At 67.3% G+C, this 22,993-nt stretch carries 22 protein-coding genes; 17 read left to right on the top strand and 5 right to left on the bottom strand.

Annotated features, from left to right (window positions below; translation table 11 throughout):
* The first annotated feature begins 38 nt into the window (after positions 1 to 38).
* The 5 genes from C0012_RS03040 to C0012_RS03020 all read left to right on the top strand — a co-directional run bounded on the left by C0012_RS03040 (position 39) and on the right by C0012_RS03020 (position 5,792).
* The gene (locus tag C0012_RS03040) at positions 39 to 1,352 is read left to right on the top strand and encodes an ABC transporter substrate-binding protein (RefSeq protein ID WP_110588257.1); all 1,314 of its coding nucleotides are present in this window, start codon (positions 39 to 41) and stop codon (positions 1,350 to 1,352) included.
* A 4-nt stretch (positions 1,353 to 1,356) separates the two neighbouring features.
* The gene (locus C0012_RS03035; RefSeq protein WP_232527757.1) at positions 1,357 to 2,325 is read left to right on the top strand and encodes a carbohydrate ABC transporter permease; all 969 of its coding nucleotides are present in this window, start codon (positions 1,357 to 1,359) and stop codon (positions 2,323 to 2,325) included.
* A complete protein-coding gene (locus C0012_RS03030) occupies positions 2,322 to 3,215 on the top strand; it encodes a carbohydrate ABC transporter permease (protein WP_110588259.1) in 894 nt (297 codons plus the stop codon). Before C0012_RS03035 ends, C0012_RS03030 begins: the two co-directional genes overlap by 4 nt.
* A gap of 115 nt (positions 3,216 to 3,330) precedes the next feature.
* Positions 3,331 to 5,049, top strand: coding sequence for a nitrite/sulfite reductase (locus C0012_RS03025; protein ID WP_110588260.1), 1,719 nt, complete (start codon positions 3,331 to 3,333; stop codon positions 5,047 to 5,049).
* Positions 5,046 to 5,792 (top strand): phosphoadenylyl-sulfate reductase, encoded by a 747-nt coding sequence (locus C0012_RS03020; protein WP_110588261.1) that lies wholly within the window; start codon positions 5,046 to 5,048, stop codon positions 5,790 to 5,792. The genes C0012_RS03025 and C0012_RS03020 overlap by 4 nt, the downstream gene beginning before the upstream one ends.
* Positions 5,793 to 5,828: 36 nt before the next feature.
* On the opposite strand, the gene msrB is transcribed toward C0012_RS03020, so the two are convergent.
* Complete coding sequence (gene msrB / locus C0012_RS03015) at positions 5,829 to 6,233, bottom strand: peptide-methionine (R)-S-oxide reductase MsrB (RefSeq protein ID WP_110588262.1); 405 nt, start codon at positions 6,231 to 6,233, stop codon at positions 5,829 to 5,831.
* Positions 6,234 to 6,360: 127 nt separating this feature from the next.
* Between msrB and C0012_RS03010 the strand changes: the two genes are divergently transcribed.
* The 9 genes from C0012_RS03010 (at position 6,361) to groL (ending at position 15,723) form a co-directional block, all read left to right on the top strand.
* On the top strand, positions 6,361 to 7,344 hold the full coding sequence (locus C0012_RS03010; RefSeq protein ID WP_110588263.1) for a DUF2332 domain-containing protein: 984 nt from the start codon (positions 6,361 to 6,363) through the stop codon (positions 7,342 to 7,344).
* A gap of 132 nt (positions 7,345 to 7,476) precedes the next feature.
* Positions 7,477 to 8,793, top strand: coding sequence for an extracellular solute-binding protein (locus tag C0012_RS03005; RefSeq protein ID WP_232527756.1), 1,317 nt, complete (start codon positions 7,477 to 7,479; stop codon positions 8,791 to 8,793).
* 125 nt (positions 8,794 to 8,918) lie between these two features.
* Positions 8,919 to 9,773, top strand: a complete 855-nt coding sequence (locus C0012_RS03000; RefSeq protein WP_162621829.1) for a carbohydrate ABC transporter permease — start codon at positions 8,919 to 8,921, stop codon at positions 9,771 to 9,773.
* The gene (locus C0012_RS02995; protein ID WP_110588265.1) at positions 9,770 to 10,606 is read left to right on the top strand and encodes a carbohydrate ABC transporter permease; all 837 of its coding nucleotides are present in this window, start codon (positions 9,770 to 9,772) and stop codon (positions 10,604 to 10,606) included. The genes C0012_RS03000 and C0012_RS02995 overlap by 4 nt, the downstream gene beginning before the upstream one ends.
* Positions 10,607 to 10,631: 25 nt before the next feature.
* Positions 10,632 to 11,966, top strand: a complete 1,335-nt coding sequence (locus C0012_RS02990; protein ID WP_110588266.1) for a NosD domain-containing protein — start codon at positions 10,632 to 10,634, stop codon at positions 11,964 to 11,966.
* A 66-nt stretch (positions 11,967 to 12,032) separates the two neighbouring features.
* Positions 12,033 to 13,043 carry a LacI family DNA-binding transcriptional regulator gene (locus C0012_RS02985; RefSeq protein WP_232527755.1) on the top strand — a complete coding sequence of 337 codons (1,011 nt, stop codon included), beginning with the start codon at positions 12,033 to 12,035 and terminating at the stop codon, positions 13,041 to 13,043.
* An 82-nt stretch (positions 13,044 to 13,125) separates the two neighbouring features.
* Complete coding sequence (locus C0012_RS02980; protein WP_110588268.1) at positions 13,126 to 13,410, top strand: DUF3263 domain-containing protein; 285 nt, start codon at positions 13,126 to 13,128, stop codon at positions 13,408 to 13,410.
* Between the two features lie 23 nt (positions 13,411 to 13,433).
* Complete coding sequence (locus C0012_RS02975) at positions 13,434 to 13,982, top strand: LytR C-terminal domain-containing protein (protein ID WP_162621789.1); 549 nt, start codon at positions 13,434 to 13,436, stop codon at positions 13,980 to 13,982.
* Positions 13,983 to 14,100: 118 nt separating this feature from the next.
* Positions 14,101 to 15,723 carry a chaperonin GroEL gene (gene groL / locus C0012_RS02970; RefSeq protein ID WP_110588270.1) on the top strand — a complete coding sequence of 541 codons (1,623 nt, stop codon included), beginning with the start codon at positions 14,101 to 14,103 and terminating at the stop codon, positions 15,721 to 15,723.
* A 67-nt stretch (positions 15,724 to 15,790) separates the two neighbouring features.
* Here groL and C0012_RS02965 read toward each other — a convergent pair whose 3' ends face one another.
* From C0012_RS02965 to C0012_RS02950, 4 genes are all read right to left on the bottom strand, one after another.
* Positions 15,791 to 16,078, bottom strand: coding sequence for a WXG100 family type VII secretion target (locus C0012_RS02965; RefSeq protein ID WP_110588271.1), 288 nt, complete (start codon positions 16,076 to 16,078; stop codon positions 15,791 to 15,793).
* A gap of 131 nt (positions 16,079 to 16,209) precedes the next feature.
* Positions 16,210 to 17,877, bottom strand: a complete 1,668-nt coding sequence (locus tag C0012_RS02960) for a HAMP domain-containing sensor histidine kinase (protein WP_110588272.1) — start codon at positions 17,875 to 17,877, stop codon at positions 16,210 to 16,212.
* A gap of 149 nt (positions 17,878 to 18,026) precedes the next feature.
* Positions 18,027 to 18,719, bottom strand: coding sequence for a response regulator transcription factor (locus C0012_RS02955; RefSeq protein ID WP_110588273.1), 693 nt, complete (start codon positions 18,717 to 18,719; stop codon positions 18,027 to 18,029).
* Between the two features lie 55 nt (positions 18,720 to 18,774).
* A complete protein-coding gene (locus tag C0012_RS02950) occupies positions 18,775 to 19,872 on the bottom strand; it encodes a LacI family DNA-binding transcriptional regulator (RefSeq protein WP_110588791.1) in 1,098 nt (365 codons plus the stop codon).
* A gap of 156 nt (positions 19,873 to 20,028) precedes the next feature.
* Between C0012_RS02950 and C0012_RS02945 the strand changes: the two genes are divergently transcribed.
* The 3 genes from C0012_RS02945 to C0012_RS02935 all read left to right on the top strand — a co-directional run bounded on the left by C0012_RS02945 (position 20,029) and on the right by C0012_RS02935 (position 22,978).
* The gene (locus tag C0012_RS02945) at positions 20,029 to 21,186 is read left to right on the top strand and encodes an extracellular solute-binding protein (protein WP_232527754.1); all 1,158 of its coding nucleotides are present in this window, start codon (positions 20,029 to 20,031) and stop codon (positions 21,184 to 21,186) included.
* Positions 21,187 to 21,299: 113 nt separating this feature from the next.
* The gene (locus C0012_RS02940) at positions 21,300 to 22,157 is read left to right on the top strand and encodes an ABC transporter permease (protein WP_110588274.1); all 858 of its coding nucleotides are present in this window, start codon (positions 21,300 to 21,302) and stop codon (positions 22,155 to 22,157) included.
* Positions 22,157 to 22,978, top strand: coding sequence for an ABC transporter permease (locus C0012_RS02935; RefSeq protein WP_110588275.1), 822 nt, complete (start codon positions 22,157 to 22,159; stop codon positions 22,976 to 22,978). The genes C0012_RS02940 and C0012_RS02935 overlap by 1 nt, the downstream gene beginning before the upstream one ends.
* The last annotated feature ends 15 nt before the right edge of the window (positions 22,979 to 22,993 follow it).

Below are 22,993 nucleotides of genomic sequence, written 5' to 3'. Positions count from 1 at the left end.
CCCCACTCCACCAAGATCGCGAAACAGAAAGGCGTGACATGACCCCCACGCGAAAGACTCTCGGCACCGTCGCCGTCGGAACCGCCGCCATCCTCACGCTGTCCGGATGCTCGGGCGGCACGGGAGCCTCCGGTTCAGCCGACGGCGAGGTGACGCTGCAGATGGTCGAGAGCCTCACGAATCCGGCGCGGACGGATCTCATCCGCGGGCTCCTCGACGACTTCGAGGCGGAGAATCCCGGTGTGCAGGTCGATCTGGTCTCGCCGCCGACGGACCAGGCGGATCAGAAGCTCCAGCAGATGCTGCAATCGGGCACCGGGATCGACGTGCTCGAGGTGCGCGATCTCACGGTTGGGCCATTCACGAACAACGGTTGGTTGTACGACATGTCGGATGATCTTTCCGGCTGGGACGGCTGGGACGCGCTGACCGACAACGCGCGAGCAGCGGCCGAACAGGCTGACGGCACCTACTTCGTGCCCTACGGCTTCTACGGGCTGTCGCTCTTCTACCGCACTGACCTCGTCGAGCAGGCCGGATTCGACGGTCCTCCCGAGACGTGGGAGGAACTGCTCGAACAGGCGTCCGCGATCCAGGACCCGTCGAACAACACATACGGATATGCGTTCCGTGGAGGCGTGAACGGGTACTCGAACGTCGTTGTGGCGATCGAAGCGTACGTGATGGACGATCTCGACGTCTCGAACGCGTTTCTTCTCGAAGACGGATCGACGATCTTCTCGGCGCCCGAGGCGCAGGAAGCGCTCGATACATACTTCGCGTTGTTCGAGGAAGCGGCCCCGCCCTCGGCGGTCTCGTGGGGATACCCCGAGATGGTTGAAGGCTTCACCAACGGGACGACGGCGTTCCTGCTGCAGGACCCCGAGGTGATCGCGACGGTGCAGCAGTCGACGACGATCGCTGACGATCAGTGGGCGACGGCCCCGCTGCTGCAGGGGCCGTCCGGCCAGGCCGCGCAGCCGCTCGCGACAGCGGGATGGGGCGTCGCGGAGTCGAGCGAGCACACCGATGAGGCCGTGGCCCTCGTGGAGTTCCTCTCGAGCGCCGGACCGGCGACGGAATTCGCACAGACGAACAGCCTCGTGCCGATCATCGCCGAGGCGAGCGACGACGACTTCTACTCTGAGGGTCCGTGGCAGAGCTACGTGGCGATGACCGAGGATCCCGAGACCTATGTGAACGTCGAACAGCCGCGCGGCGAGAGCTGGTGGACCGAATGGGGACAGAAGGCCGACCAGGACGTGCAGAACGTGCTGCTCGGGAACATGACGACGTCCGAGCTCCTCACGGACTGGGATGCGTACTGGACCGAGAAGTACGCGGGGGAGTGATCGGGTGACCGTCACAGCTCTTCGCACCGCGGCTGAGCCGCGAGGAACGGCAGGGGAATCGCCCCCTCGGCGCGCGACGGGACCCAGACGGCGCGCCTTCGGCGCACGGCAGGCGTTCACGATCCTCGCGTTCCTCTCACCCGCGATCGTGTTCGTCGGCTGGTTCACTTACTGGCCGATGCTGCAGGGCTCCCGGATGGCATTCCACGACTGGAACCTCTGGGATCTCACCGCGACTCCGTGGGTTGGTCTGCAGAACTTCGCGACGATCGTGTCGGATCCCGTGTTCTCGACCGTCGCGGGGAACACCGTCCTCTGGGTCGTGGGATCCCTCGTGCCTCAATTCACGATCGGCTTCCTCATCGCGCTCGCACTGCGCCGGCGGTTCCGATTCCGTGGCGTCTACCAGGCGCTTGTGTTCTTCCCCTGGGCGGTCTCGGGCTTTCTCATCGGCATGCTGTTCCGCTGGATGTTCAATGCCGAGTTCGGCGTCGTCAACGACCTGTTGATGAAGGCAGGTCTCGTCGAGGCGCCGCTCCCGTGGCTCGCGGACCCGAAGCTCGCGATGATCGCGGTTCTCGTCGCGAACATCTGGTACGGGGTGACGTTCTTCGCGATCATGATCCTCGCGGCGCTGCAGTCGGTTCCCGAGGAGGTGCTCGAAGCGGCCAGCCTCGACGGTGCGGGGCGGTTCCGGCAGCTGTTCTCGATCATCATTCCGTACATTGCGACGACCCTGTTCCTCACGGTCCTGCTTCGGGTGATCTGGATCTTCAACTTCCCGGACATCATCTACGCGATGACGGGCGGCGGACCCGCGAACCAGACGCACATCATCACGACGTGGATGATCAACTACACCCAGCAGGGGTCGTACGGCCTCGCGAGCGCGATCGGGCTCATCGTCATGGCCATGCTGCTGATCTTCTGCGCGTTCTATCTCATGGCGATGAAGAGGGCGACGAGATCATGACTGCTACCCAGGTGCTCACGACCGGATCCGCCGCGCCGTCGCGCCCGCAGGGATCCCCCTCCCGGAAGGTCTCCATCGGAGGCGCCGTCAAGATCGCTTTCCTTGCGCTGTGGCTCGTCTTGACGCTGTTCCCGCTGTACTGGATCGCGATCACATCGTTCAAATCCCCGGGATCGATCAATCGATTTCCGCTCGAGTACTGGCCGACCGAACCATCCCTCGAGAACTACACGGGACTGTTCGAGACATCGGACTTCGGTGTGTTCCTCGCCAACTCGGCGGGCATCGCGCTGACTGCCGGGGCGCTGGCGACCCTGATCGCGCTCCTGAGCGCGTACGTTCTCGCGCGATTCGAGTTCCGCAGCAAGGGCGCGGTCCTCGTGGCGTTCCTGGTCACGCAGATGATCCCGACATTCATCGCGCTCGGGCCGTTGTACTCGATGATGGCGGACCTCGGGATCGTGGATTCGAAGTTCGGACTCGTGCTCGTGTACATCGCGATCTGCATCCCCTTCTCGACGGTGATGCTGCGGGGGTTCTTCGAGAACGTCCCGGATGCGCTCGAGGAGGCCGCCATGATCGACGGCTGTTCGCGCCTCGGGGCGCTGTTCCGTGTGCTCGTTCCCGTCATGACGCCTGGCATCGTCGCGGCGTTCATCTTCAACTTCGTCAACTGCTGGAACGAGCTGTTCCTCTCGGTGATCCTCATCAACTCCGACGAGAACCGCACGGTGCCGTCGGCGCTCAACGGGTTTATCTCGACGTTCAATATCGCGTGGGGCCCGATGGCGGCCGCGGCCGTTCTCACGATCCTGCCGACGATGGTGCTGTTCGCCCTCGCGAGCCGCTGGATCGTGGAGGGCCTCACCGCAGGATCCGTCAAGGAGTAGGCGGGCCCCGCCCCAACTGTTACGCGCCATGACTGTCTCAGGGCGTCACATTGGGGCGGCCCCGTCGTCGCGTCCTTAGGCTCGTACTCACATCCGAGCAGGGAGTGGGGTGGCCATGAGCGTCGACAACAGCCAGACGGCGAACCGCGGAGCGCGCACGCGCGCCGCACGTGGGGCGAAGAAGCCGCACGGGCAGTGGAAGATCGACGGCACCGAGCCGCTCAACGCCAACGAGGAGTTCAAGCTCGCCGACGGCGGTCTCAATGTGCGCGAGCGCATCGAGAACGTCTACGCGAAGGGTGGCTTCGCGTCGATCGATCCGACCGATCTGCACGGCCGATTCCGCTGGTGGGGGCTGTACACGCAGCGCAAGCCCGGGATCGACGGCGGCAAGACGGCGACCCTCGAGCCGCATGAGCTCGAGGACGAGTACTTCATGCTCCGCGTGCGCATCGACGGCGGCCAGCTCACGACCGAGCAGCTGCGCGTGATTGGCGAGATCTCGACCGAATTCGCCCGGGGTACCGCCGATCTCACCGACCGGCAGAACATCCAGCTGCACTGGATCGAGGTCGAGTCGATGCCCGAGATCTGGCGTCGGCTCGAGGCCGTCGGGCTGGGGACGACGGAGGCGTGCGGCGACGTGCCGCGCGTCGTGCTCGGCTCGCCCGTCGCCGGGATCTCGGTCGATGAGCTTATCGACCCGACCCCGCAGATCGACGAGATCACCGATCGCTTCATCGGGGATCCCGAGCTGGCCAACCTCCCGCGCAAGTTCAAGACGGCGATCACGGGCCACCCGAGCCAGGACGTCGTGCACGAGATCAACGACGTCTCGTTCGTCGCGATCGATCACCCGGAGCACGGCATCGGCTACGACGTGTGGGTCGGCGGCGCGCTCTCGACTGTCCCCCGGCTGGGCGAGCGCCTCGGCGCATGGGCGGCTCCTGATCAGGTGGCCGAGGTCTGGCACGGCGTCGTGCGAATCTTCCGCGACTACGGATACCGACGCCTGCGCAACAAGGCGCGCCTCAAGTTCCTCCTCGCCGATTGGGGCCCCGAGAAGTTCCGCGAGGTGCTCGAGACGGAGTACCTCGGCTACGCGCTCGCGGACGGCCCGGCCCCGACGCGTCCGACAGGTCCCGGTGACCACGTCGGCGTGCACAAGCAGAAGGATGGCCGTAACTACGTCGGCGCGACGCCGATCGTGGGCCGGATCTCGGGCGAGCAGCTGACGCGCCTCGCCGACCTCATCGAGGAGAACGGGTCCACCCGCCTGCGGACGACGCCCCATCAGAAGCTCGTCATCCTCGACGTTCCGGAAGACCGCACCGAGTCGCTCATTGCGGGGCTCGACGAGGTGGGCCTCAACGCTCGCCCGAGCCTCATCCGCCGCGGCACGATCGCCTGCACGGGGATCGAGTTCTGCAAGCTCGCGATCGTCGAGACGAAGGAGACGGCGAAGAACGCGGTTCTCGACCTCGAGAAGCGCTTCGAGGAGACGGATCTGCCGGCGCCGCTGAGCCTGAACATCAACGGCTGCCCCAACTCGTGCGCCCGCATCCAGACCGCCGACGTCGGCCTCAAGGGGCAGATGATCACGGACGACGAGGGGAACAAGGTTCCTGGTTTCCAGGTGCACCTCGGCGGCGGGCTCGCCTCACACGACCGCGAGGAGGCCGGCCTCGGCCGGACGGTGCGCGGTCTCAAGGTCACGGCCGACGGCATCGCCGACTACGTCGAGCGCGTCGCTCGCCGCTACGCCGATCAGCACGACGGTGACGAGACGTTCGCTCAGTGGGCGCACCGCGTCGACGAGGAGGCTCTCCTGTGACCGTCAGCCTGGCGCCCCGCGCCGGGGCGCGCCGCACGGCGGAAGAGCTCGAGGAGGTCGCCCGGCAGGGCATCGCCGAGCTCGGCAGCGGCACCGACCGGGAGGTAGACGCGCGCGCGGCGATCGAGTGGGTCGCGCGCACCTTCGATCCCGGGGCGGTCTCTGTCGCCTCGTCGATGGCCAACACCGTGCTCCCGCATTTCGTGTCGCAGAGCATCCCCGGCGTCGATGTGCTGTTCCTCGACACCGGATACCATTTCGTCGAGACGCTCGCGACACGTGACGAGGCCCAACGGCAGCTCGACATCCGCGTCGTCGACGTGACGCCCGAGCTGAGCGTCGCCGAGCAGGACGCCGCCTATGGCAAAGAGCTCTTCTCGCGCAATGCCGAGTACTGCTGCGCGATGCGCAAGGTCGAGCCGCTGCGCGACTCACTGCGAGGCTACGAGGTGTGGATCTCTGGTGTGCGCCGCGACGAATCGCCGACGCGGGCGTTCGCTCCGCTCGTGACCTTCGACGCGAAGAACGGCCTCGTGAAGGTGAACCCGTTCGTGCAGTGGACGAGTGACGAGCTGTACGGCTATGCCGCGGACCACGGCGTGCCGATGAACCTGCTGCTCAGCGCCGGGTACCCGTCGATCGGCTGTGAGCCCTGCACGCAGCCCGTCGAAGAGGGGGCCGATCCGCGATCGGGCCGCTGGGCCGGAAGCACGAAGGTCGAGTGCGGGATCCACGTGATCTGATCGCGCAGAACGTCGCCGACGAATTCGCGGGTCCCGTCAGTCTTCCTGGGGCGTGAAGTTCAGCGAGAGCGAGTTCATGCAGTAGCGGTCGCCCGTGGGGGTGCCGAAGCCGTCGGGGAACACGTGGCCGAGGTGCCCGCCACACCGTGCGCATCGCACCTCTGTCCGCTGCATCCCGTGGCTGCTGTCGTCGAGCAGCTCGACCGCGTCGGGGCGAACCGACTCGTAGAAGCTCGGCCATCCGCAGTGCGAGTCGAACTTCGTGCCGCTGACGAACAGCTCGGCTCCGCACGCCGCGCATGTGTACAGTCCCGACCGCTCCTCGTCGAGCAGCTCGCCCGTCCAGGCGCGCTCGGTGCCCGCTTCGCGCAGGACTGCGAACTGCTCGGGAGTCAGCTCTGCGCGCCACTCATCATCGGTCTTCTCGACGTCGTAACCCATGCCTCCAGGGTACGTCGCGTGGCGCGGCGCGGCTCCGGCATCCGTGTGTCGGCCCGGGCGCGAAGAAGCGGGCGATCCGTGCGGAGGGAGCTGCGTCTGCGCCGCCCGGGTGCGCGAGACTGGGACGATGGATCTCGACGACGTCCGTGCGCGATACGAACGATTTGCGCGGGAGGAAGCGCCCGGCCGCAGCGAGCTGTACGCGGAGTGGGCGGCCGGCGTCGCGGACGACGATTCGATCGCGCGGATCCTCGCTCCGTTGCCGTCTCCTCATCGTCAGCCTCCCGTCGTCTTCGCGGTCACGCGCATGCTCGGCGCACCCCTCGCGGGCTACGCGGAATGGGCGCGCTTCGTGCGCGAGAACGCGGATCGGGTTGTCGCCGAATGTGCGGCCCGGACAACCCAGACGAACGAGCCGCTGCGCTGTGCCCCGCTCGTCCTCGCGCTTGAGCGCGTGCGCGGCCCCATCGCGCTGATCGAGATCGGCGCATCGGCAGGTCTCTGCCTATACCCCGATCGCTACGCGTACCGATTCCGCGGCGAGGACGGCGAAGCGGCGCGGGGGAGCGGGCCCGTACGTCTCGACTGCGAGATGCGGGGAGGGATCCGCGCGCCGGAGCGGCTTCCGGACATCGCCTGGCGGGCGGGAATCGACGTGCAGCCGCGGGACGCGCGGGATCCCGACGACCGCGCGTGGATCGCGGGACTGGTGTGGCCAGGCGAGACCCAGCGCGAGCAGCGGATCGGCGCGGCGCTCGACGTCGTGGCAGCGGATCCGCCGCTGCTCGTCGCCGGCGATGCGGCTGAGCCCGGCGTTCTCGCGGACCTCGTTGCGCGGGCACCGGAGGACGCGACGGTCGTGATCACGACGCCGGGCGTCCTTCCCCACGTTCCGCGGGCGGCGCGCACGTGGCTGATCGACGAGATCCGCCGCCTTCCCGCCCGGTGGATCACGATCGACAGCCCTGCCCTGCATGACGCGTGGGATCCGCCGATCGCGGCGGACAGGTGGGACGGCTTCGTCCTCGCCCTCGACAGCCGCCCGCTCGCCGCCGTCGACCCGCTCGGCGGCTGGGCCCATGCCGTGCCGGAGGGCCGCCCCAACGCGTAGTCGAGTCGCCATCCTGTCTGCGACGATTTCGTGTCTTGACGGGAAAGTGCACTTCGGTCATACTTCTGCCAAGACGTTTTGCCAAAACGTATTGGCAACGTAACCGGATCGACGGAGATTGGGGACGAAGTAATGATGCTTCACAGGACGACGCGAGGGTCGCGCCGGAGGTTCGTGTTCGCCGCGGGCGCGGCTGCCGCTGGGCTCGCGCTCACCGGATGCGGAGTGGGAGGCGACCCCGCAGGCGGCGGCGACGCCGAGGGGATCACGGTCGTGGTCGAGGGTGGCGGCAAGGCCGAGCTCGAGCCGATTGCGACGCAGTACGAGGAAGAGACCGGCACGAGTGTGACGTTCGTTGAGCTGCCGTACGACGGCCTCTATGACCGGGTCTCCTCGGAGCTCCAGGCAGGGACACCGTCGTTCGACGTGGCGGCGCTCGATGCGATCTGGCTTCCCGCCTTCGCCGACGCGCTCGCCCCGCTCGATGACCTCTTCACGCCCGAGCTGCAGGCCGACCTATTCGACGGCCTGCTGGCCGAGGCCCAGGTCGAGGGACGATTCGTGGGCATGCCCGTGTGGACGAACGCCGAGGTGCTGTTCTATCGCACCGACCTCTTCGAGGATCCGCAGAACCAGGAAGACTTCGCGGCCGAGTACGGCTATGCCCTCGCCCCGCCGACGACGTGGGAGGAGTACCGCGACGCGGCGGAGTTCTTCACGCGCGACACCGATGGTGACGGATCCGTCGACCTCTACGGCACTGACGTCAAGGGTGCGGTCGAGACGGAGTGGTTGGCGACCGTGTCGCAGGCCGGCGCGGACCAGATGGTGCTCGACGCGGAATCCGGCGAGGCGACCATCGCCAGCGAGGAGCACCGCGACGCTCTCGACTTCTACGTGAGCCTGCTCGACTTCGCGCCAGCCGGGGCATCCCAGCTGGACTGGGCCGGCGCACAGAATCTGTTCTACCAGGGCGAGCTTGCAATGATGCGGTTCTGGGGACATGCCTACCGACAGACTCCAGCCGACTCCCCGGTCGCGGACTCGATCGGCGTCGCACCGATGATCTCCGGGGCCGGTGGGGTCGGGGCGGTCCCGGGTGCGTGGTATCTCGCGGCGCCGTCCGCAGGCGACCAGCAGGAGGCCGCGTCCGACTTCATCGCGTACGCCATCGAGCACAACGCGCTCTCGGCCGACACCTCGCTCGGCCTCGTTGCCCGCAAGAGCGCGTTCGAAGCGCGCGCTGGTGAGGAGGGATTCGAGAACTACGGTGCGCTGCTCGAGACGCTCGAGGCGCCGCAGTCGCTGCCACGCCCGCAGTCGGAGAGCTGGCAGGAGATTACAGACAGCGTCCTCATCCCGCTCGTGCAGAAAGCTGTCGAGCCCGGAGCGGACACGGCCGCGCTGCTGTCCGACGCCGAGACGCAGATCGAAGACATCGTCCGATAGGGCGCGAGGAGATGGAGACGACGACGATACGCAGCGTCGCGCGAACCGCGCCCCCGCTGAGGCCGTACGCCCGCGCGCCGCGCCGGCGCCATACGCTGACCGACGCTCGGTTCGCCCTGCTGCTGATGGTTCCCGCTGCGGTATTCCTGCTGGTGTTCGTCCTGGTTCCGCTGGGGAAGTTCATCGCCGACAGTTTCTTCGAGATCTCCCCGTTCGCGGGAGGAGAACGCACGTTCGTCGGATTCGACAACTATGTGCGCGCGTTCGCGTCGGAGTCCTTCCAGAACGCCTCGATCCGCACGATCGCATACACGGCCATCGTCGTATTCTGCGAGTTCTCCTTCGGCCTCGCGGTCGCGCTGCTCTTCGCGGCGCTGGGGCAGCGGTCGTCGGTGTTCCGGACGCTGTTCATGTACCCGCTGATGATCGCCCCCGTCGTCGCCGGGCTGCTGTGGCGCTTCCTGCTGATCGACAACTTCGGCATCGTCAACGAGCTGCTCGTGCGGCTCGGCGTGCTGTCGTCCAGCGGGCAGATCCCGTGGCTCAGCGACCCCGACATCGCCCTTTTCGCGGTGGCGATTCCGGACATCTGGCTCACGACCTCATTCATCACGCTCGTGCTGTTCGCGGGGCTGCAGAACATCCCGGGCGACGTCATCGAGGCCGCGCGACTCGACGGTGCGCGATACCCGCGGATGCTCGTCAGCGTGATCCTGCCGCTGCTGCGCCCCGTCATCGCGGTTGCCCTCATCGTCCGCGGCATTGATGCGGCGCGGGCCTTCGACATCATCCTCATCCAGACGGATGGCGGGCCTCAGGAGTCGACAACGACGCTCAGCCTGCTCGTCTACCGCACCATGACCCGGTTCGGCGACCCAGGGCTCGCCAGCGCCATGGGCACCGTCTACCTGATCGCGATGCTCGCCGTGGCGATCGTCGCGATCCTCACGATCTGGCGACCAGGGAGCACAGCACGATGAATCCTCTCGAAACCCGGGGTCGGAGCCGGATCCTCCTCTGGCTGATCCTCGCCGCTGTCGTCGTCCTGTACGGCTTCCCGTTCGTTTACTTGTTGATGACGTCGTTCAAGACGCCGCTCGACACCATCGCCGTGCCGCCCACGATCCTCCCGGACCCGTGGACACTGGAGAACTACGTCGCGGCCCTGAGCCGCGACGGGGTGATCGCGTCTCTCGTGAACAGCGTCGTCACGGCGGTGGTCTCCACGGGTCTCTCCCTCGTGCTCGCTGTGCCGGCCGCCTACGCGATCACGCGATTTCGCACTCCGAGTGGACGAGTGTTCGTCATCGCCGCCCTCGTCACTCGCATGGTGCCGCTCATCGCGGTGGGTGCGCCGCTCATCGAAGTGATGCGCGCGTTGGGGCTCACAGACACGTCGTTCGGGCTCGCGATCGCACACACCACGGTGTCACTGCCCCTGTCGATCTGGCTCATGACGAGCTTTTTCGAGGCGGTCCCCGACGAGCTCGACGAGGCCGCGAAGATCGACGGGGCCGGGCGACTGCGCGCGTTGTGGAGCGTCGTCCTTCCGGTCGTGAGCGGCGGGCTGTCCGTGACGGCGATCTTCGCCTTCCTCGCAAGCTGGAACGAGTTCCTCTTCGCCCTTTTGTTGACGTCCGTACGAGCGCAGACGACTCCCGTGGTCATCGCGAATTTCCAGAGTCAGTTCGGGCTTGACTGGGGCGGGATGACCGCGTTGGCGGCCCTCTACTCGATCCCCGTCATTCTCCTCACGCTCTTCCTGCAGAGGCACATCGTCGCCGGCCTCACCCTCGGCGCTGTGAAGGGCTGAGCACGTGCCACGCGAACGGAGAACCATGACCCGCAGCAGCAATCGATACGACGTGACGACGTGGCCGCACGGCGACCCGCATGACGACATCGGTGAGGTCATCAACAGCATCATCGCCGACGTCAAGGCACGCCAGAACCAGGCCGATGTCAACGACGGTGGGAAGCCGGGCGCCGTCATCGAGATCCCGCCCGGGGACTACCGGCTGCGCACGCAGGTCCTCGTCGATATCAGCTTCCTCAGAATCCAGGGGGCAGGCCACGGGTTCAGCTCGTCGAGCATCCGCTTCAACGTGCCGGAGGATGAGCTTCCCGGACTACACGAGCTGTGGCCCGGGGGAAGTCGCGTCCTCGTTGACCTCCCGCCCGGTGATGACCCGGCCGACGGGGCGGCATTCCGCGTGGCACGGGAGGGCAGCCCGCGGATCAGCTCGGTCGAGTTCGTCGACTTCTGCATCGACGGGATGCGATTCACCGGTGAGGGGGGTGGCGCGCCCGAGAACTCGTACGTCAACGGGAAGACCGGCGTCTGCGTCGAGGACGCGAACGACTCGTTCCGGATCACGGGGATGGGGTTTGTCTATCTCGAGCACGCGCTCACGATCCACCGAGCCGATGCCCTGTCGGTCCATGACAACTTCATCGCCGAATGCGGCAGCTGCATCGAGCTGCTCGGCTGGGGGCAGGCGTCGAAGGTCACCGACAACCTGATCGGAGCCGGCCCGTTCGGGTCGTCCATCTACGCCGAGAACCACGGCGGGCTGCTGATCGCCTCGAACAACGTGTTTCCGCGAGGGGCGAGCTGCGTCCACCTCGACGGCGTCGTGCGCTCGAACGTGACGGGCAATCGCCTGCACTCGTTCTATCCGGGGACCGTCGTCTTGTCGGGGAACAGCTCGGAGAACCTCGTCGCGTCGAACCACCTCCTGCGCGACCATGAGCCGTGGACTCCGTTCCTCGGCGTCGACAACGGTCGCGATGACACGTACGGCCTGCTCCGAATCATCGGCAGCGGCAACTCCGTGGTCGGCAATCACTTCTCCGAGATCGTCGACGCGCGGCGCGTCCGGCCCGCCGGTGAGCCTCCCGTCATCATCCGGCTTGTCGACGGCAGTGACAATCATCTGTCGGCCAATCACATTGTGGCGCGGGATGTCAGCGCGTCGGCCGGAGATTCGTGCTTCGAGGCGCAGGTGGGGGCACTTCTAGCGGCGCGCGACGCGCGCGACCTTCACGTCGTCGCCGTGAAGGTCGATGCGGCGGCGACGCGAAACACGGTCCTCGACTCCGGCACCGATGCGCAGGTTGTCGGCGACCGCGCGGCGAATGCGGTCCGCCCGACGCCGGCCGTCGCGCTCTGATAACAATGACGAGGGAAGACAGAGATGGGGAATCAAGTGGCTCGGAGCAAAGCCGGGATCCGCGACGTGGCGAAGCACGCAGGGGTGTCCGTTACGACGGTCTCGCACGTCCTCAACGAGACCCCCCATACGCGGGTCAAGGAGGAGACGGTTGACCGTGTGCGAGCGGCTGCCGAGGAGCTCGGCTATCGACCGAACCGACTCGCACGCGGTCTCCGCACGCACGCCTCCGAGATGATCGGCCTCGTCGCCGAGGAGATCGCCGCCACCCCGCACGCAGGGCGGATCATCCTCGGTGCGCAGAAGCGCGCTGACGCGGACGGTCTCGCTCTCGCCATCATCAACTCGGATCTCCAGCGTGAGCCGACCGTCCCGCCTCGCTCAGTTCACGCGTTCCTCGATCGTCAGGTCGACGGCATCGTCTACGCCACGGTCTATCACGACGAGGTCGTCGTGCCGCCGGCGCTGCAGGGCATCCCCGCGGTGCTGATCGGCGCGCGTGATCGGGACGAGCGACTCCCGTCAGTCCTGCCAGACGAGCGGACGGGGGCCGCGGACGTCGTGGGCATGCTTGTCGAGTACGGACATCGCAGCATCGCCTTCATCGACAGTGCCGAGGACATCCCCGCGACGCGCGGTCGCGTGCGCGGCTATCGCGACGGCATGGAGGCCGTGGGGTTCTCACCGGACGCGCGCATCGTCGCGGGGACGCCGGACGCCGCCGGTGGATATCGGGCTGCCGCACAGCTACTCGATCAGCACGACCCGCCGACGGCGCTGTTCTGCTTCGATGACCGCATGGCGATGGGTGCGTACCGGGCGGCGGCCGAGCGTGGTCTGAGGATTCCCGAGGACGTATCGGTCGTCGGATTCGACGATCAGGATCCATTGCCCACGAGCATGCACCCGACCCTGACCACGGTCGCGCTGCCGCACTACGAGATGGGCGAGTGGGCGGTAGCGACGCTGACGGCGCGCATCCGCGCAGGTTCGCCGGGCGACGAACCGGCGATGTCGTGCCTGCTGCCGTGTCCGGTCGTCGTGCGCGAATCCGTGGCAGCGCCCGCCCGTCGATAGCGCTGGTGCCGGACTGCGTCAACGTGGCACGACAACGGCATGTCTCGGCCGCCGTCCAGCGCGCGAGGCTTACTCTCGTGGCATGTCGAACGTGCACGTCGAGGGCTCCCGAGCCGACTCCGAGACGGTCGTCCTCGACGATCTGTCGCGCGCGATCCTGTCCTTCGAATCCGAGTGGCCGAAGCACACGGGCGAGAAGGAGGAAGCGATGCGGGCGCGTCTCGTGCTGGAGCCCGCGCGTTACTACCAGCTTCTCGCTCGTCTCGTCGATGAACCGGCCGCGCAGGCGCATGCGCCCCTGCTGATCGGGCGGCTGCGGAGACTCCGCGAGGCCCGCAGCGCGCGCCGCGCGCGGCTGCTCGGATAACCGCGCCCACTACGATGAGCCGAATGCCGCAGCACACCTTCCCGCGCGACCGTTTCGACGAGATCCCGAACGACTCTGCGCGCGTAGGCGCCCACAGGGCGCCGCGGCCGCGACTGCGTTGGCTCGTTGTCTTGCTGTGGTGGCTCCTGTCCGTCGCGGTTCTGACGGGGGCGGGGATCCTTGCATTCCTCGCCCTGTCGAACACGAACGCGCTGGACCTGCCGACTCCCGCGAGCTCGTCGCAGCAGTCGGTCGAGGAGGAAGCGGTCGTCGACACCGACTACGTCGTGCTCGTTCTCAACGGCACCCCCGACGGGGCGGCGGCCGAGGCCGTGAGCGAAGCCGTGACGGGGGCGGGGTGGCCGGAGGAGTCGGTCGCCGTGCTGGACGCCGATCGCGCCGACGTCGAGGAGTCGACCGTGGTCTACATCGACGAGGGTGACGCGGCGGCTGCGCGAGGGCTCGCGGCCGAGCTGGGGATCGAACGGGTCGAGCAGAACGCCGAGTTCGCGGAGGTGAGCGGCGGCGGTCTGACGGTCGTGGTCGGGCTCGATCGCGTCGACGCCTCCTAACGGCACTCCGCACGCAAGGGGTTTGCACTCGCCGGGGGCGAGTGCCAGAATGCTGTTAGCACTCAGCATGATTGAGTGCTAATGACCACACGCCTACGTCCGGGAGGGACGACAACACATGGCAAAGATGATCGCTTTCGACGAGGAGGCCCGCCGCGGCCTCGAGCGCGGCCTCAACCAGCTGGCCGACGCCGTCAAGGTGACGCTCGGCCCGCGTGGCCGCAACGTCGTGCTTGAGAAGAAGTGGGGCGCTCCCACCATCACGAACGACGGTGTGTCGATCGCCAAGGAGATCGAACTCGACGACCCGTACGAGAAGATCGGCGCGGAGCTCGTCAAGGAGGTCGCCAAGAAGACCGACGACGTCGCCGGTGACGGCACGACGACCGCCACGGTCCTCGCCCAGGCGCTGGTCCGCGAGGGCCTCCGCAACGTCGCGGCGGGTGCCGACCCGGTCGGCCTGAAGCGCGGCATCGAGAAGGCCGTTGCGGCCGTCACGGCCGAGCTCCTCGTGAACTCCAAGGAGATCGAGACGAAGGACCAGATCGCCGCCACGGCGTCGATCTCGGCCGCCGACACTGAGATCGGCGAGCTCATCGCCGAGGCCATCGACAAGGTCGGCAAGGAGGGCGTCGTCACGGTCGAGGAGGCTCAGGCCTTCGGCACCGAGCTCGAGCTCACCGAGGGTATGCGCTTCGACAAGGGCTACCTCAACCCGTACTTCGTCACGGACGCCGACCGCCAGGAGGCGGTCTTCGAAGACCCGTACATCCTCCTCGCGAACCAGAAGATCTCGAACATCAAGGATCTGCTCCCGGTCGTCGAGAAGGTCATGCAGGCGGGCAAGGAGCTCGTCATCATCGCCGAGGACGTCGAGGGCGAGGCTCTCGCGACGCTCGTGCTCAACAAGATCCGTGGCATCTTCAAGGCCGTCGCCATCAAGGCGCCCGGCTTCGGTGACCGCCGCAAGGCCCAGCTGCAGGACATCGCGATCCTCACGGGTGGCCAGGTCATCACGGAAGAGGTCGGCCTCAAGCTCGAGAACACCGATCTCGACCTGCTCGGCCGTGCGCGCAAGGTCATCGTCACGAAGGACGAGACGACGATCGTCGAGGGTGCCGGTGAGGCCGAGCAGATCGAGGGTCGCGTGACCCAGATCCGCCGCGAGATCGACGCAACCGACAGCGACTACGACCGCGAGAAGCTCCAGGAGCGCCTCGCGAAGCTCGCCGGCGGCGTGGCGGTCATCAAGGCCGGTGCGGCGACGGAGGTCGAGCTCAAGGAGCGCAAGCACCGCATCGAGGACGCCGTGCGCAACGCGAAGGCGGCCGTCGAGGAGGGCATTGTCCCCGGTGGTGGCGTGGCCCTCATCCAGGCTGGCGCGACCGCGTTCGAGAAGCTCGAGCTGACGGGCGACGAGGCGACCGGTGCGCGTATCGTGCGCGTCGGCATCGAGGCACCGCTCAAGCAGATCGCGCTCAACGCTGGCCTCGAGCCCGGCGTCGTCTCGGCCAAGGTCGCCGAGCTCCCCGCGGGCCAGGGCCTCAACGCCGCCACGGGTGAGTACGTCGACATGCTGGCCGCCGGCATCATCGACCCGGCCAAGGTGACGCGTTCGGCTCTGCAGAACGCTGCGTCGATCGCCGGTCTGTTCCTCACGACCGAGGCCGTCGTTGCCGAGAAGCCCGAGCCGGCCGGTGCGGCCCCCGCGGGTCCCGAGGCCGGCGGAATGGACTTCTGATCCACTCCGGCTGACGCCTGAACGAAGCGGCCCCTTCTCCCGTGCGGAGGAGGGGCCGCTTCGTGCATCAGCGGAACATGTTCGCAACGTCCGCTTCGACCTGCTGATAGCCGGCGCCCGCTATCTCGAGGCGATGTGCGAGATTCTGCAGAGACTCCTCGACCTGCAGGTGAAGCATCTGCCACTCGGCCGCGATGCCCTGAAACGCCTGCGAGGCGCTGCCCTGCCAAGCGGCTTCGAGCTGCTGCACGCGGCCCATGATGAAGGTGACCTCGCTGCGCAGGCGCTCGGAGCCCGCCTGCACCTCGGCCTTCGTGCTGATGAGTGATTCGCTGTCGACGGTGAACTGTGCCATCTGGATTCCTTTCGCGTAGGTGAGGCCACGCTAGGGAACGGGGAAGGCCCTCGCCGGTCCTGGCAACCGGGATCGTCAGATAACTCCGTGAGATCGGTGCCTGTGGACACGCTGACCCGGTCGCGGCGCGGTCAGCCTGTCGACTTCGCGAGAGGGAAGGCCACCTGGAAGGTCGATCCACCGCCGGGCGTCTCGAACACCGCCACTGATCCGTCGAGCCGTTCGACGATCGACGCGACGATCGCGAGGCCGAGACCGCTCCCGCCCGTCTCGCGGGTGCGCGACGTGTCGGCCCGCCAGAACCTCTCGAAGATCTTTTCGCGGATCTCCGCGGGGATCCCCTCCCCGTGGTCAACGACCGAGATCCATCCCATATCGGTGTCGACGTCGACGCCGACCTCGATCTCGATGGGGGAGTCGGGGGAACTGTAGCGGCGAGCGTTGCCGAGAAGATTGGCGACGACCTGCTGGATCTTCTCCTCCGCACCGCGAACGATGGGAGGCACGTCGACGGGCTTGCCTTCCTCGGGCTCCGAGAAGTCGAGGGGGGCGATCGCGTCGCCACCGTCGTCGTTCGACGCCGTGTCCTGCGCGGAACGGCGTCGCCAGAATCCGCGCGTGGACTGCTGGGCGCGTGTGAAAGCGGCCGACCCAGCGGTGAGGGCGCCGAGGATCCCCGTCGGCGGCGCGGGGTCCTCACGTGGCGCGGGCGGCTCCTCAGTGGGAGCCCTGTCGGAGCCGGACGGTTCGATCTGGTCGCGCGCTCCCTCGGACAGGATCGTGATCGGGCCCGTGAGGGCTTCGAACGTCGTGTCATTGACGGCAACCTGACGCGTCGGGTCCGCGGCGCGGACGTCGAGCGCGGCATCGTGGGCGATCCGACGCAGATCGACGTCGACGATCTCGAGCTCGCGCCGTTCGTCGAGCCGGGCCAGCGAGAGAAGGTCCTCGACGAGGGAGGTCATGCGCTGCGCTTCCTTCTCGATGCGCTCCATCGCCCGAGCAGTATCCTCGGGCGTCTGCATGGCGCCCATCCGGTACAGCTCGGCGTATCCGCGGACGCTCACGAGGGGCGTGCGCAGCTCGTGGCTCGCGTCGCCGATGAAGCGTCGCATCTTCTCGACAGTCGCGTCGCGCTCCGCGAACGATTCGTCGAGGCGGTCGAGCATCGTGTTGATCGCGATCTTGAGGCGTCCGACCTCGGTCGTCGGCTCGATATCGGTCATGCGCTGCGCAAAGTCGCCGTCGGCGATGCTCATAGCGGTGGACTCGACCTGTCCGAGCCGGCGGAACGCGAGCGTGACGAGCCAGCGAGTGCCGAGGGCGCCGACGATGAGCGTGAGTACGGTCATCGTGGTGAACACGCCGATGTACGTCGTGACGAATGAGTCGACGTCGTTCAGCGGCATCGCGACGAGCTGGGCGTAAAGAGTGCTCGACTCGGATCCGCTCACCTGGATGGGCATGACGGCCGCGCGGTACTCCGAGCCCGTGAGAGCCTCGAGCGTGAACGGCCTGTCCTGATTCAGGAAGGCATCCTGCACCGTGAGCTCGGTGGGAAAGAGCGGATCGCGCCCGGCGCCCTCTGCGCCGCCTGCGACATCGGTGAGCTCGCCCGACGCGTCGTAGACGGCGACGACGTACTCTGTGCGCGGCTCAGGCGACTTTGGCGAGAGAGAGATCTCGCCGGTCTCGGGATGCTCGATGACATCGAAGACGGTCTCGTAGACGTCGGTGCCCACGAGCTGCAGCACAGAGGTGTCGACATAGCCGCGCAGCATCGACTGCAGGACGGGCATCGCGCCGAGTCCTGCCGAAATGAGCCCGGCCGCGAGGACGCCGACCGTGACACCCGTGATCTTGGCGCGCAGGCTCGTGCGGCGCCACCAGCGGGTGAAGGCGTCGGAGCGGGCGGCCAGGGCGGTGCGTCCCTTCGGGAGCGGGTGGATCAGATCTTGTCGACCTTGAGCATGTAGCCGAAGCCGCGCTTGGTCTGGATGAGCGACTCAGCCGCGTGCGGATCGATCTTGCGGCGCAGGTACGAGATGTAGCTCTCGACGATGCCCGCGTCGCCGTTGAAGTCGTATTCCCAGACGTGATCGAGGATCTGGGCCTTCGAGAGCACACGGTTCGGGTTCAGCATGAGGTACCGAAGCAGCTTGAACTCGGTCGGGCTGAGATCGATCGCGGTGTCGCCGACGTAGACGTCGTGCGTGTCCTGATCCATCGTGAGCTCGCCCGTGCGGATCACCGACTCCTCGTCTTCGGACTGCATCGTGCGACGCAGCACCGCCTGGATGCGGGCGACGATCTCGTCGAGGCTGAACGGCTTCGTGACGTAGTCGTCTCCGCCGACGTTGAGGCCCTTGATCTTGTCGTCGGTCTCGTCTTTCGCGGTGAGGAAGATGATCGGTGCGGTGTATCCCGCGTCACGCAGGCGCTTGGTGACGCTGAAGCCGTTCATGTCGGGGAGCATGACGTCGAGCACGATCAGATCGGGCTCCTCTTCGAGCACGGCCGAGATCGTCTGTGCGCCGTTGATGACGGTCCTCACCTGGAAACCGGCGAATCGCAGGCTCTGCGAGAGCAGGTCGCGGATATTGGGCTCGTCGTCGACTACGAGGATGCGCGGTGCGGTCATGCCCCCATTATGTCGATGATACGGCCGTTTCGGGCGAGGGACGCTCGAATCGGGGTCAGGACGGTGGGGCGGAGGTGCCTCCGGGGACGAACTCGACGGGCAGCAGGACGTGCCCTGGGTCGCGGCCGGAGAGCAGATCACCGACGAGCCGGCCCGCCTCGCGACCTCGCTCGCGGAGGGGCTGTCGGACGGTCGTGAGCGGCAGATCGAGCCACGGGATGTCGATGCCGTCGAAGCCCGTGACGGTGAGCTCTTCGGGAACGCGGATCCCCAGATCCCTGGCCGCGGAGATGGCGCCGGCCGCGAGGATGTCGTTCTGCGCGAGGATCGCCGTGGGCCGGTCGGGGCGGGAGAGGAGGACGTGCGCCGCCTGGGCGCCCGCCGCGGCGTCGCGTCCGCCGGCCTCGACGCGGACGGCCTGCGGAAAGACCTGCGCGACAGCGGCGAGCCGTCTGCGGATCGTGCGATTCGCGATGTCGTCGAGGCCGGAGCCGATCTCCTCGATCGGTCCCGGGGGGCGCGCGGATCCGAGGTCGGTCGTGCGCATGAGGACGCCGACGCGAGAGTGGCCGAGATCGGCAACGTGCTTCGCGACACGCGTCATCCCGCTGTGATCGTCGATCTCGACGAGGGCGACATCGTCTGCGAACGGCCCCTCGATCCCGATCATCGGAACGCCTCGTGCGCGCACTGTCGCGAGAAGGGAGTCGAACTGCTCTCCGCGCGTGGCGAAGACGACCGCATCGACGGGGAGGGAGGCGAGGGCCTCGGGGCGCTCGCGCGTCGGCGCCCTGCCGGGGACGAGCAGCTGTCCGTACCCGAGTTCATCCAGGCGATCGGAGAGGCCGTCCATCGTCGCGAGCGCCACAGGGTTCTGGAAGGCGAGGCCGACGCGCTCCGCGATGACGATCCCGACGATGCCGCTGCGCCCTTGGCGCAGGGACCGCGCGACGGGGTGGGGGCCGTCGTAGCCCAGCGCGGTCGCCGCGGCGAAGATGCGCTCCCGCGTCCCGTCGCGCACGCGATCCGATCCGCGGAACGCCAGGGAGGCGGTCGATGTCGAGACGCCGGCGCGCTCCGCGACATCGGCGATCGTCGGGCGTCCCGCGCGTCCGCGCCCCGTGAAGGGATCCGCTGGTGCGTTGTTGCTCACGGTGACACCGTATCGGGTGATCACAACGTTTCGATACGTTCTCCTTGCGACCGATATTCCTTCGCTGTGCGTTCATCGTTCGGCTACCCGTCGTGCGGATCATCGAAACGGTGCGATGGTCGTCGCACCGCTCCCCGACAGAAGGAAACGTGCACAGTGAATACCAAACGCGCACTCTCGACCGCGGCGATCGGTCTCTGCGCCGTCGGCGCTCTGGCCGCGTGCGGCCCCGTCTCCGCCACAGGCACGTCCGGTGACTCCTCGACGGAGGACGGCACGAACCTCACGGTCTTCATCTCCGGCGACACGAATATCGAGACGCTGTGGGAGAAGGGCATCATCCCCGCGTACGAGGAAGAGAACCCCGGCACGTCGGTCAGCACCACGATCGACCTCCACGGCGAACACGATCAGCAGACGGTGGCGAAGCTGACGACCGCGACCGAGGCCGGCGAATCACCGGGATACGATCTCGTCGATGCCGGTTTCGTCGTGTCGAGCGCCGCGGAAGCGGGCACTCTGCTCGACGTCGACGCTGCCTCGGTCAGCGGGCTCGAGACGGTTCCCCAGGGAACGATCGAAGCGGGCAAGGGCGTCGGGATCCCCTATCGGGCGTCGTCCGTCCTTCTCGCCTATGACACCGCGAAGATCGCCGATCCCCCGAAGACCCTCGACGACCTTCTCGCGTGGATCGAGGAGAATCCGGGCGAGTTCGCGTACAACTCGCCGTCGACCGGCGGATCGGGCGGCGCGTTCGTGACGACGGTGCTCGACAGCTATCTCTCGACCGAGGACCAGCAGGCGATGCGCAGCGGATACGCGAAGGAGCTCGAGGCGGGGTGGGAGCCGGGCTTCGAGAAGCTCGTGGAGCTCGGGGAGTTCGTCTACCAGGGCGGGGTGTACCCGAACGGGAACAATCAGGTGCTCGAGCTGCTCGCCAGCGGCGAGATCTCGATGGCTCCGGTCTGGAGCGACCAGTTCATCACGGGGCAGGCCACCGGCATGATCCCCGACACGGTCGCGTACACCCAGATCAGCGACCCGAGCTTCAACGGGAGCGCCTCGTATCTCGGGATCCCGAAGACGAGCGCGAACACGGAGGCCGCGATCGATCTGGCAAACTTCGTGCTGAGCGACGAGGGGCAGCAGATCATCGCCGAGCAGATCTCGGGCTACCCCGTCGTGTCGCTCGACACGCTGCCGAGCGAGGTCGCCGATCGGTTCGTCGACGCCGATCCGTCCGCGCTGCGCCCCGGGTACTTCAGCGAGATCTCCGCCGATATGGCCAACGAGTGGGATCAGCGCGTCCCGTGAGTGGCGCAGTTCTGACCGCGGCGGCGGGCGAGGCGCGAGGGGAGACCAGCACGCGTCACGCCCGCTCCGCCGCCCGCCGAGCGGAGCACCGTCGACGGGCCGTGGGTTTCTCGATGGCATTGCCGCCCACTCTCCTCATCGCGCTCTTCGTGGGACTGCCCGTCATCCTGTCGATCGGCTTCAGCTTCGGAATGACGGGCGGGCTCAACAGCACGGCAGCGGCTATCGGACAGAACGTCTACGAGGCCGATGGGCTCGTCACGTTCGACGCCTACGCACAGCTGTTCGCGGACGTCCGATTCGGCCGCGACCTCGTGGCGACCGTTTTCGTCACTCTCGTCACGACCACGCTGACGCTCGCACTCGCCATCGGGATCGCCGTGCTTCTGCGGTTGCGGGGCGGGTGGTCTGCGAGTCTCCTGGCCGGTCTCGGGGTCGTGCCCCTGTTCATCCCGGTCGTGATCGCCTCCTGGGCGATCCTGACCTTCTACTCGGGAGATGGATTCGTGCGCAGCGTCTTCGCGCAGTTCGGGGGAGAGGGGCCCGTTCTCGGGTTCACGCTCACTGGTGTGATCATCGCCTCCGTCTGGGTGAACCTCCCGTTCGCTCTTCTCATGGCGGCCTCCGGCATGCAGGCGGTGCCTGACGCGCTGATCGATGCGGCGCGCGATGCGGGTGCATCGACCGCGGCCGTCATCCGGGATGTGCTCGTGCCGATCGCCGGGATCCCGCTCGTGATCGCGGCGACGTTCACGGCGATCGGCGTGCTCGGCCAGTTCACCGTGCCCTACTTCACGGGGCCGAACGCGCCGCAGCAGCTCGGAGTCGACATCAGCAAGTACTTCCAGTCGTTCAACCAGCCGCAGCAGGCGGCCGCGATCGCGGTCATCGTGTTCCTCATCGCGTCCGGCGTCGCGGCGCTCTACGTCTGGGCGAACTTCCGCAGTGCCGCGAAGGAGGGGCGAGTCTGATGCCGCTGCTCATGCGCCGCATCGGCGGCCGCGTCCTCGTCGCCGCGCTCGTGATCGTCGTGGCCGGGTTCATCCTCGGCCCCCTCCTCTGGCTCGCGGCGCACGCGTTCGCGACGGAATGGACGTATCCGTCGCTGCTGCCGGACGGGCTCACGTTCGACTGGTGGCGAGTCGTGCTCTCGGACCCGGGGCTTTTCAGCGCGATCCAGAACTCCCTGTTCTTCGCACCCGTCACGGTCTTGGTGTCGGCCGTCGTCTGCCTTCCCGCCGCCTACGCGTTCTCCCGCTTCGAGTTTCCCGGACGACGGATCTTTCTCATCGGGCTCTTCGCGACGAACGCCTTCCCCAAGATGGGCCTCTTCGTCTCGATGGCGACGGTGTTCTACGGTCTGCGCCTCATGGAGACCGCGCTCGGCATCATCATCGTGCACGTCATCGGCACGGTCGTGTTCATGACGTGGATCCCCGCGGCCGCGTTCTCCGCCGTTCCTCGATCGCTCGAGGAGGCGGCGCGAGACGCGGGCGCCGGACGGCTGCGTGTCTTCCTCACTGTGACGCTTCCGATGGCGCTGCCGGGGATCCTCGTCGCCGCCGTGATGTCCTACCTCGCCTCGTTCGACGAGTCGCAGGGGACGTACCTCGTCGGTGCGCCGTCGTTCATGACCATGCCGACCGAGATGTACTCGCTCGTCCTGAACTATCCCAAGCAGGTCGCCGCCGTCTTCGCGCTCCTGCTGTCCATCCCCTCCGTCGTCCTCCTGCTGCTGACCCGCCGATACATCATGGGCGGGCAGCTCGCCGACGGCTTCCAGATCCGCTAGGAGAACCGTGCCCGA

Source organism: Microbacterium suaedae (genome assembly GCF_003254645.1).
Taxonomy (GTDB): domain Bacteria; phylum Actinomycetota; class Actinomycetes; order Actinomycetales; family Microbacteriaceae; genus Microbacterium; species Microbacterium suaedae.
The sequence above is the reverse complement of the archived record's forward strand: the minus strand, read 5'-3'. Positions and strand labels throughout refer to the sequence as shown.

What these genes read in the sequence shown, in the direction of transcription:
- groL (WP_110588270.1), top strand. Translation starts at nt 14,101, where the DNA reads ATGGCAAAGATGATCGCTTTCGACGAGGAGGCCCGCCGCGGCCTCGAG.
- C0012_RS03025 (WP_110588260.1), top strand. Translation starts at nt 3,331, where the DNA reads ATGAGCGTCGACAACAGCCAGACGGCGAACCGCGGAGCGCGCACGCGC.
- C0012_RS03000 (WP_162621829.1), top strand. Translation starts at nt 8,919, where the DNA reads ATGGTTCCCGCTGCGGTATTCCTGCTGGTGTTCGTCCTGGTTCCGCTG.
- C0012_RS02955 (WP_110588273.1), bottom strand. Translation starts at nt 18,719, where the DNA reads ATGACCGCACCGCGCATCCTCGTAGTCGACGACGAGCCCAATATCCGC.
- C0012_RS02980 (WP_110588268.1), top strand. Translation starts at nt 13,126, where the DNA reads ATGTCGAACGTGCACGTCGAGGGCTCCCGAGCCGACTCCGAGACGGTC.
- C0012_RS03030 (WP_110588259.1), top strand. Translation starts at nt 2,322, where the DNA reads ATGACTGCTACCCAGGTGCTCACGACCGGATCCGCCGCGCCGTCGCGC.
- C0012_RS03005 (WP_232527756.1), top strand. Translation starts at nt 7,477, where the DNA reads ATGATGCTTCACAGGACGACGCGAGGGTCGCGCCGGAGGTTCGTGTTC.
- C0012_RS02995 (WP_110588265.1), top strand. Translation starts at nt 9,770, where the DNA reads ATGAATCCTCTCGAAACCCGGGGTCGGAGCCGGATCCTCCTCTGGCTG.
- C0012_RS02990 (WP_110588266.1), top strand. Translation starts at nt 10,632, where the DNA reads ATGACCCGCAGCAGCAATCGATACGACGTGACGACGTGGCCGCACGGC.
- C0012_RS03010 (WP_110588263.1), top strand. Translation starts at nt 6,361, where the DNA reads ATGGATCTCGACGACGTCCGTGCGCGATACGAACGATTTGCGCGGGAG.
- C0012_RS02940 (WP_110588274.1), top strand. Translation starts at nt 21,300, where the DNA reads ATGGCATTGCCGCCCACTCTCCTCATCGCGCTCTTCGTGGGACTGCCC.
- msrB (WP_110588262.1), bottom strand. Translation starts at nt 6,233, where the DNA reads ATGGGTTACGACGTCGAGAAGACCGATGATGAGTGGCGCGCAGAGCTG.
- C0012_RS03040 (WP_110588257.1), top strand. Translation starts at nt 39, where the DNA reads ATGACCCCCACGCGAAAGACTCTCGGCACCGTCGCCGTCGGAACCGCC.
- C0012_RS02975 (WP_162621789.1), top strand. Translation starts at nt 13,434, where the DNA reads ATGCCGCAGCACACCTTCCCGCGCGACCGTTTCGACGAGATCCCGAAC.
- C0012_RS02965 (WP_110588271.1), bottom strand. Translation starts at nt 16,078, where the DNA reads ATGGCACAGTTCACCGTCGACAGCGAATCACTCATCAGCACGAAGGCC.
- C0012_RS02935 (WP_110588275.1), top strand. Translation starts at nt 22,157, where the DNA reads ATGCCGCTGCTCATGCGCCGCATCGGCGGCCGCGTCCTCGTCGCCGCG.
- C0012_RS02960 (WP_110588272.1), bottom strand. Translation starts at nt 17,877, where the DNA reads ATGCCCGTCCTGCAGTCGATGCTGCGCGGCTATGTCGACACCTCTGTG.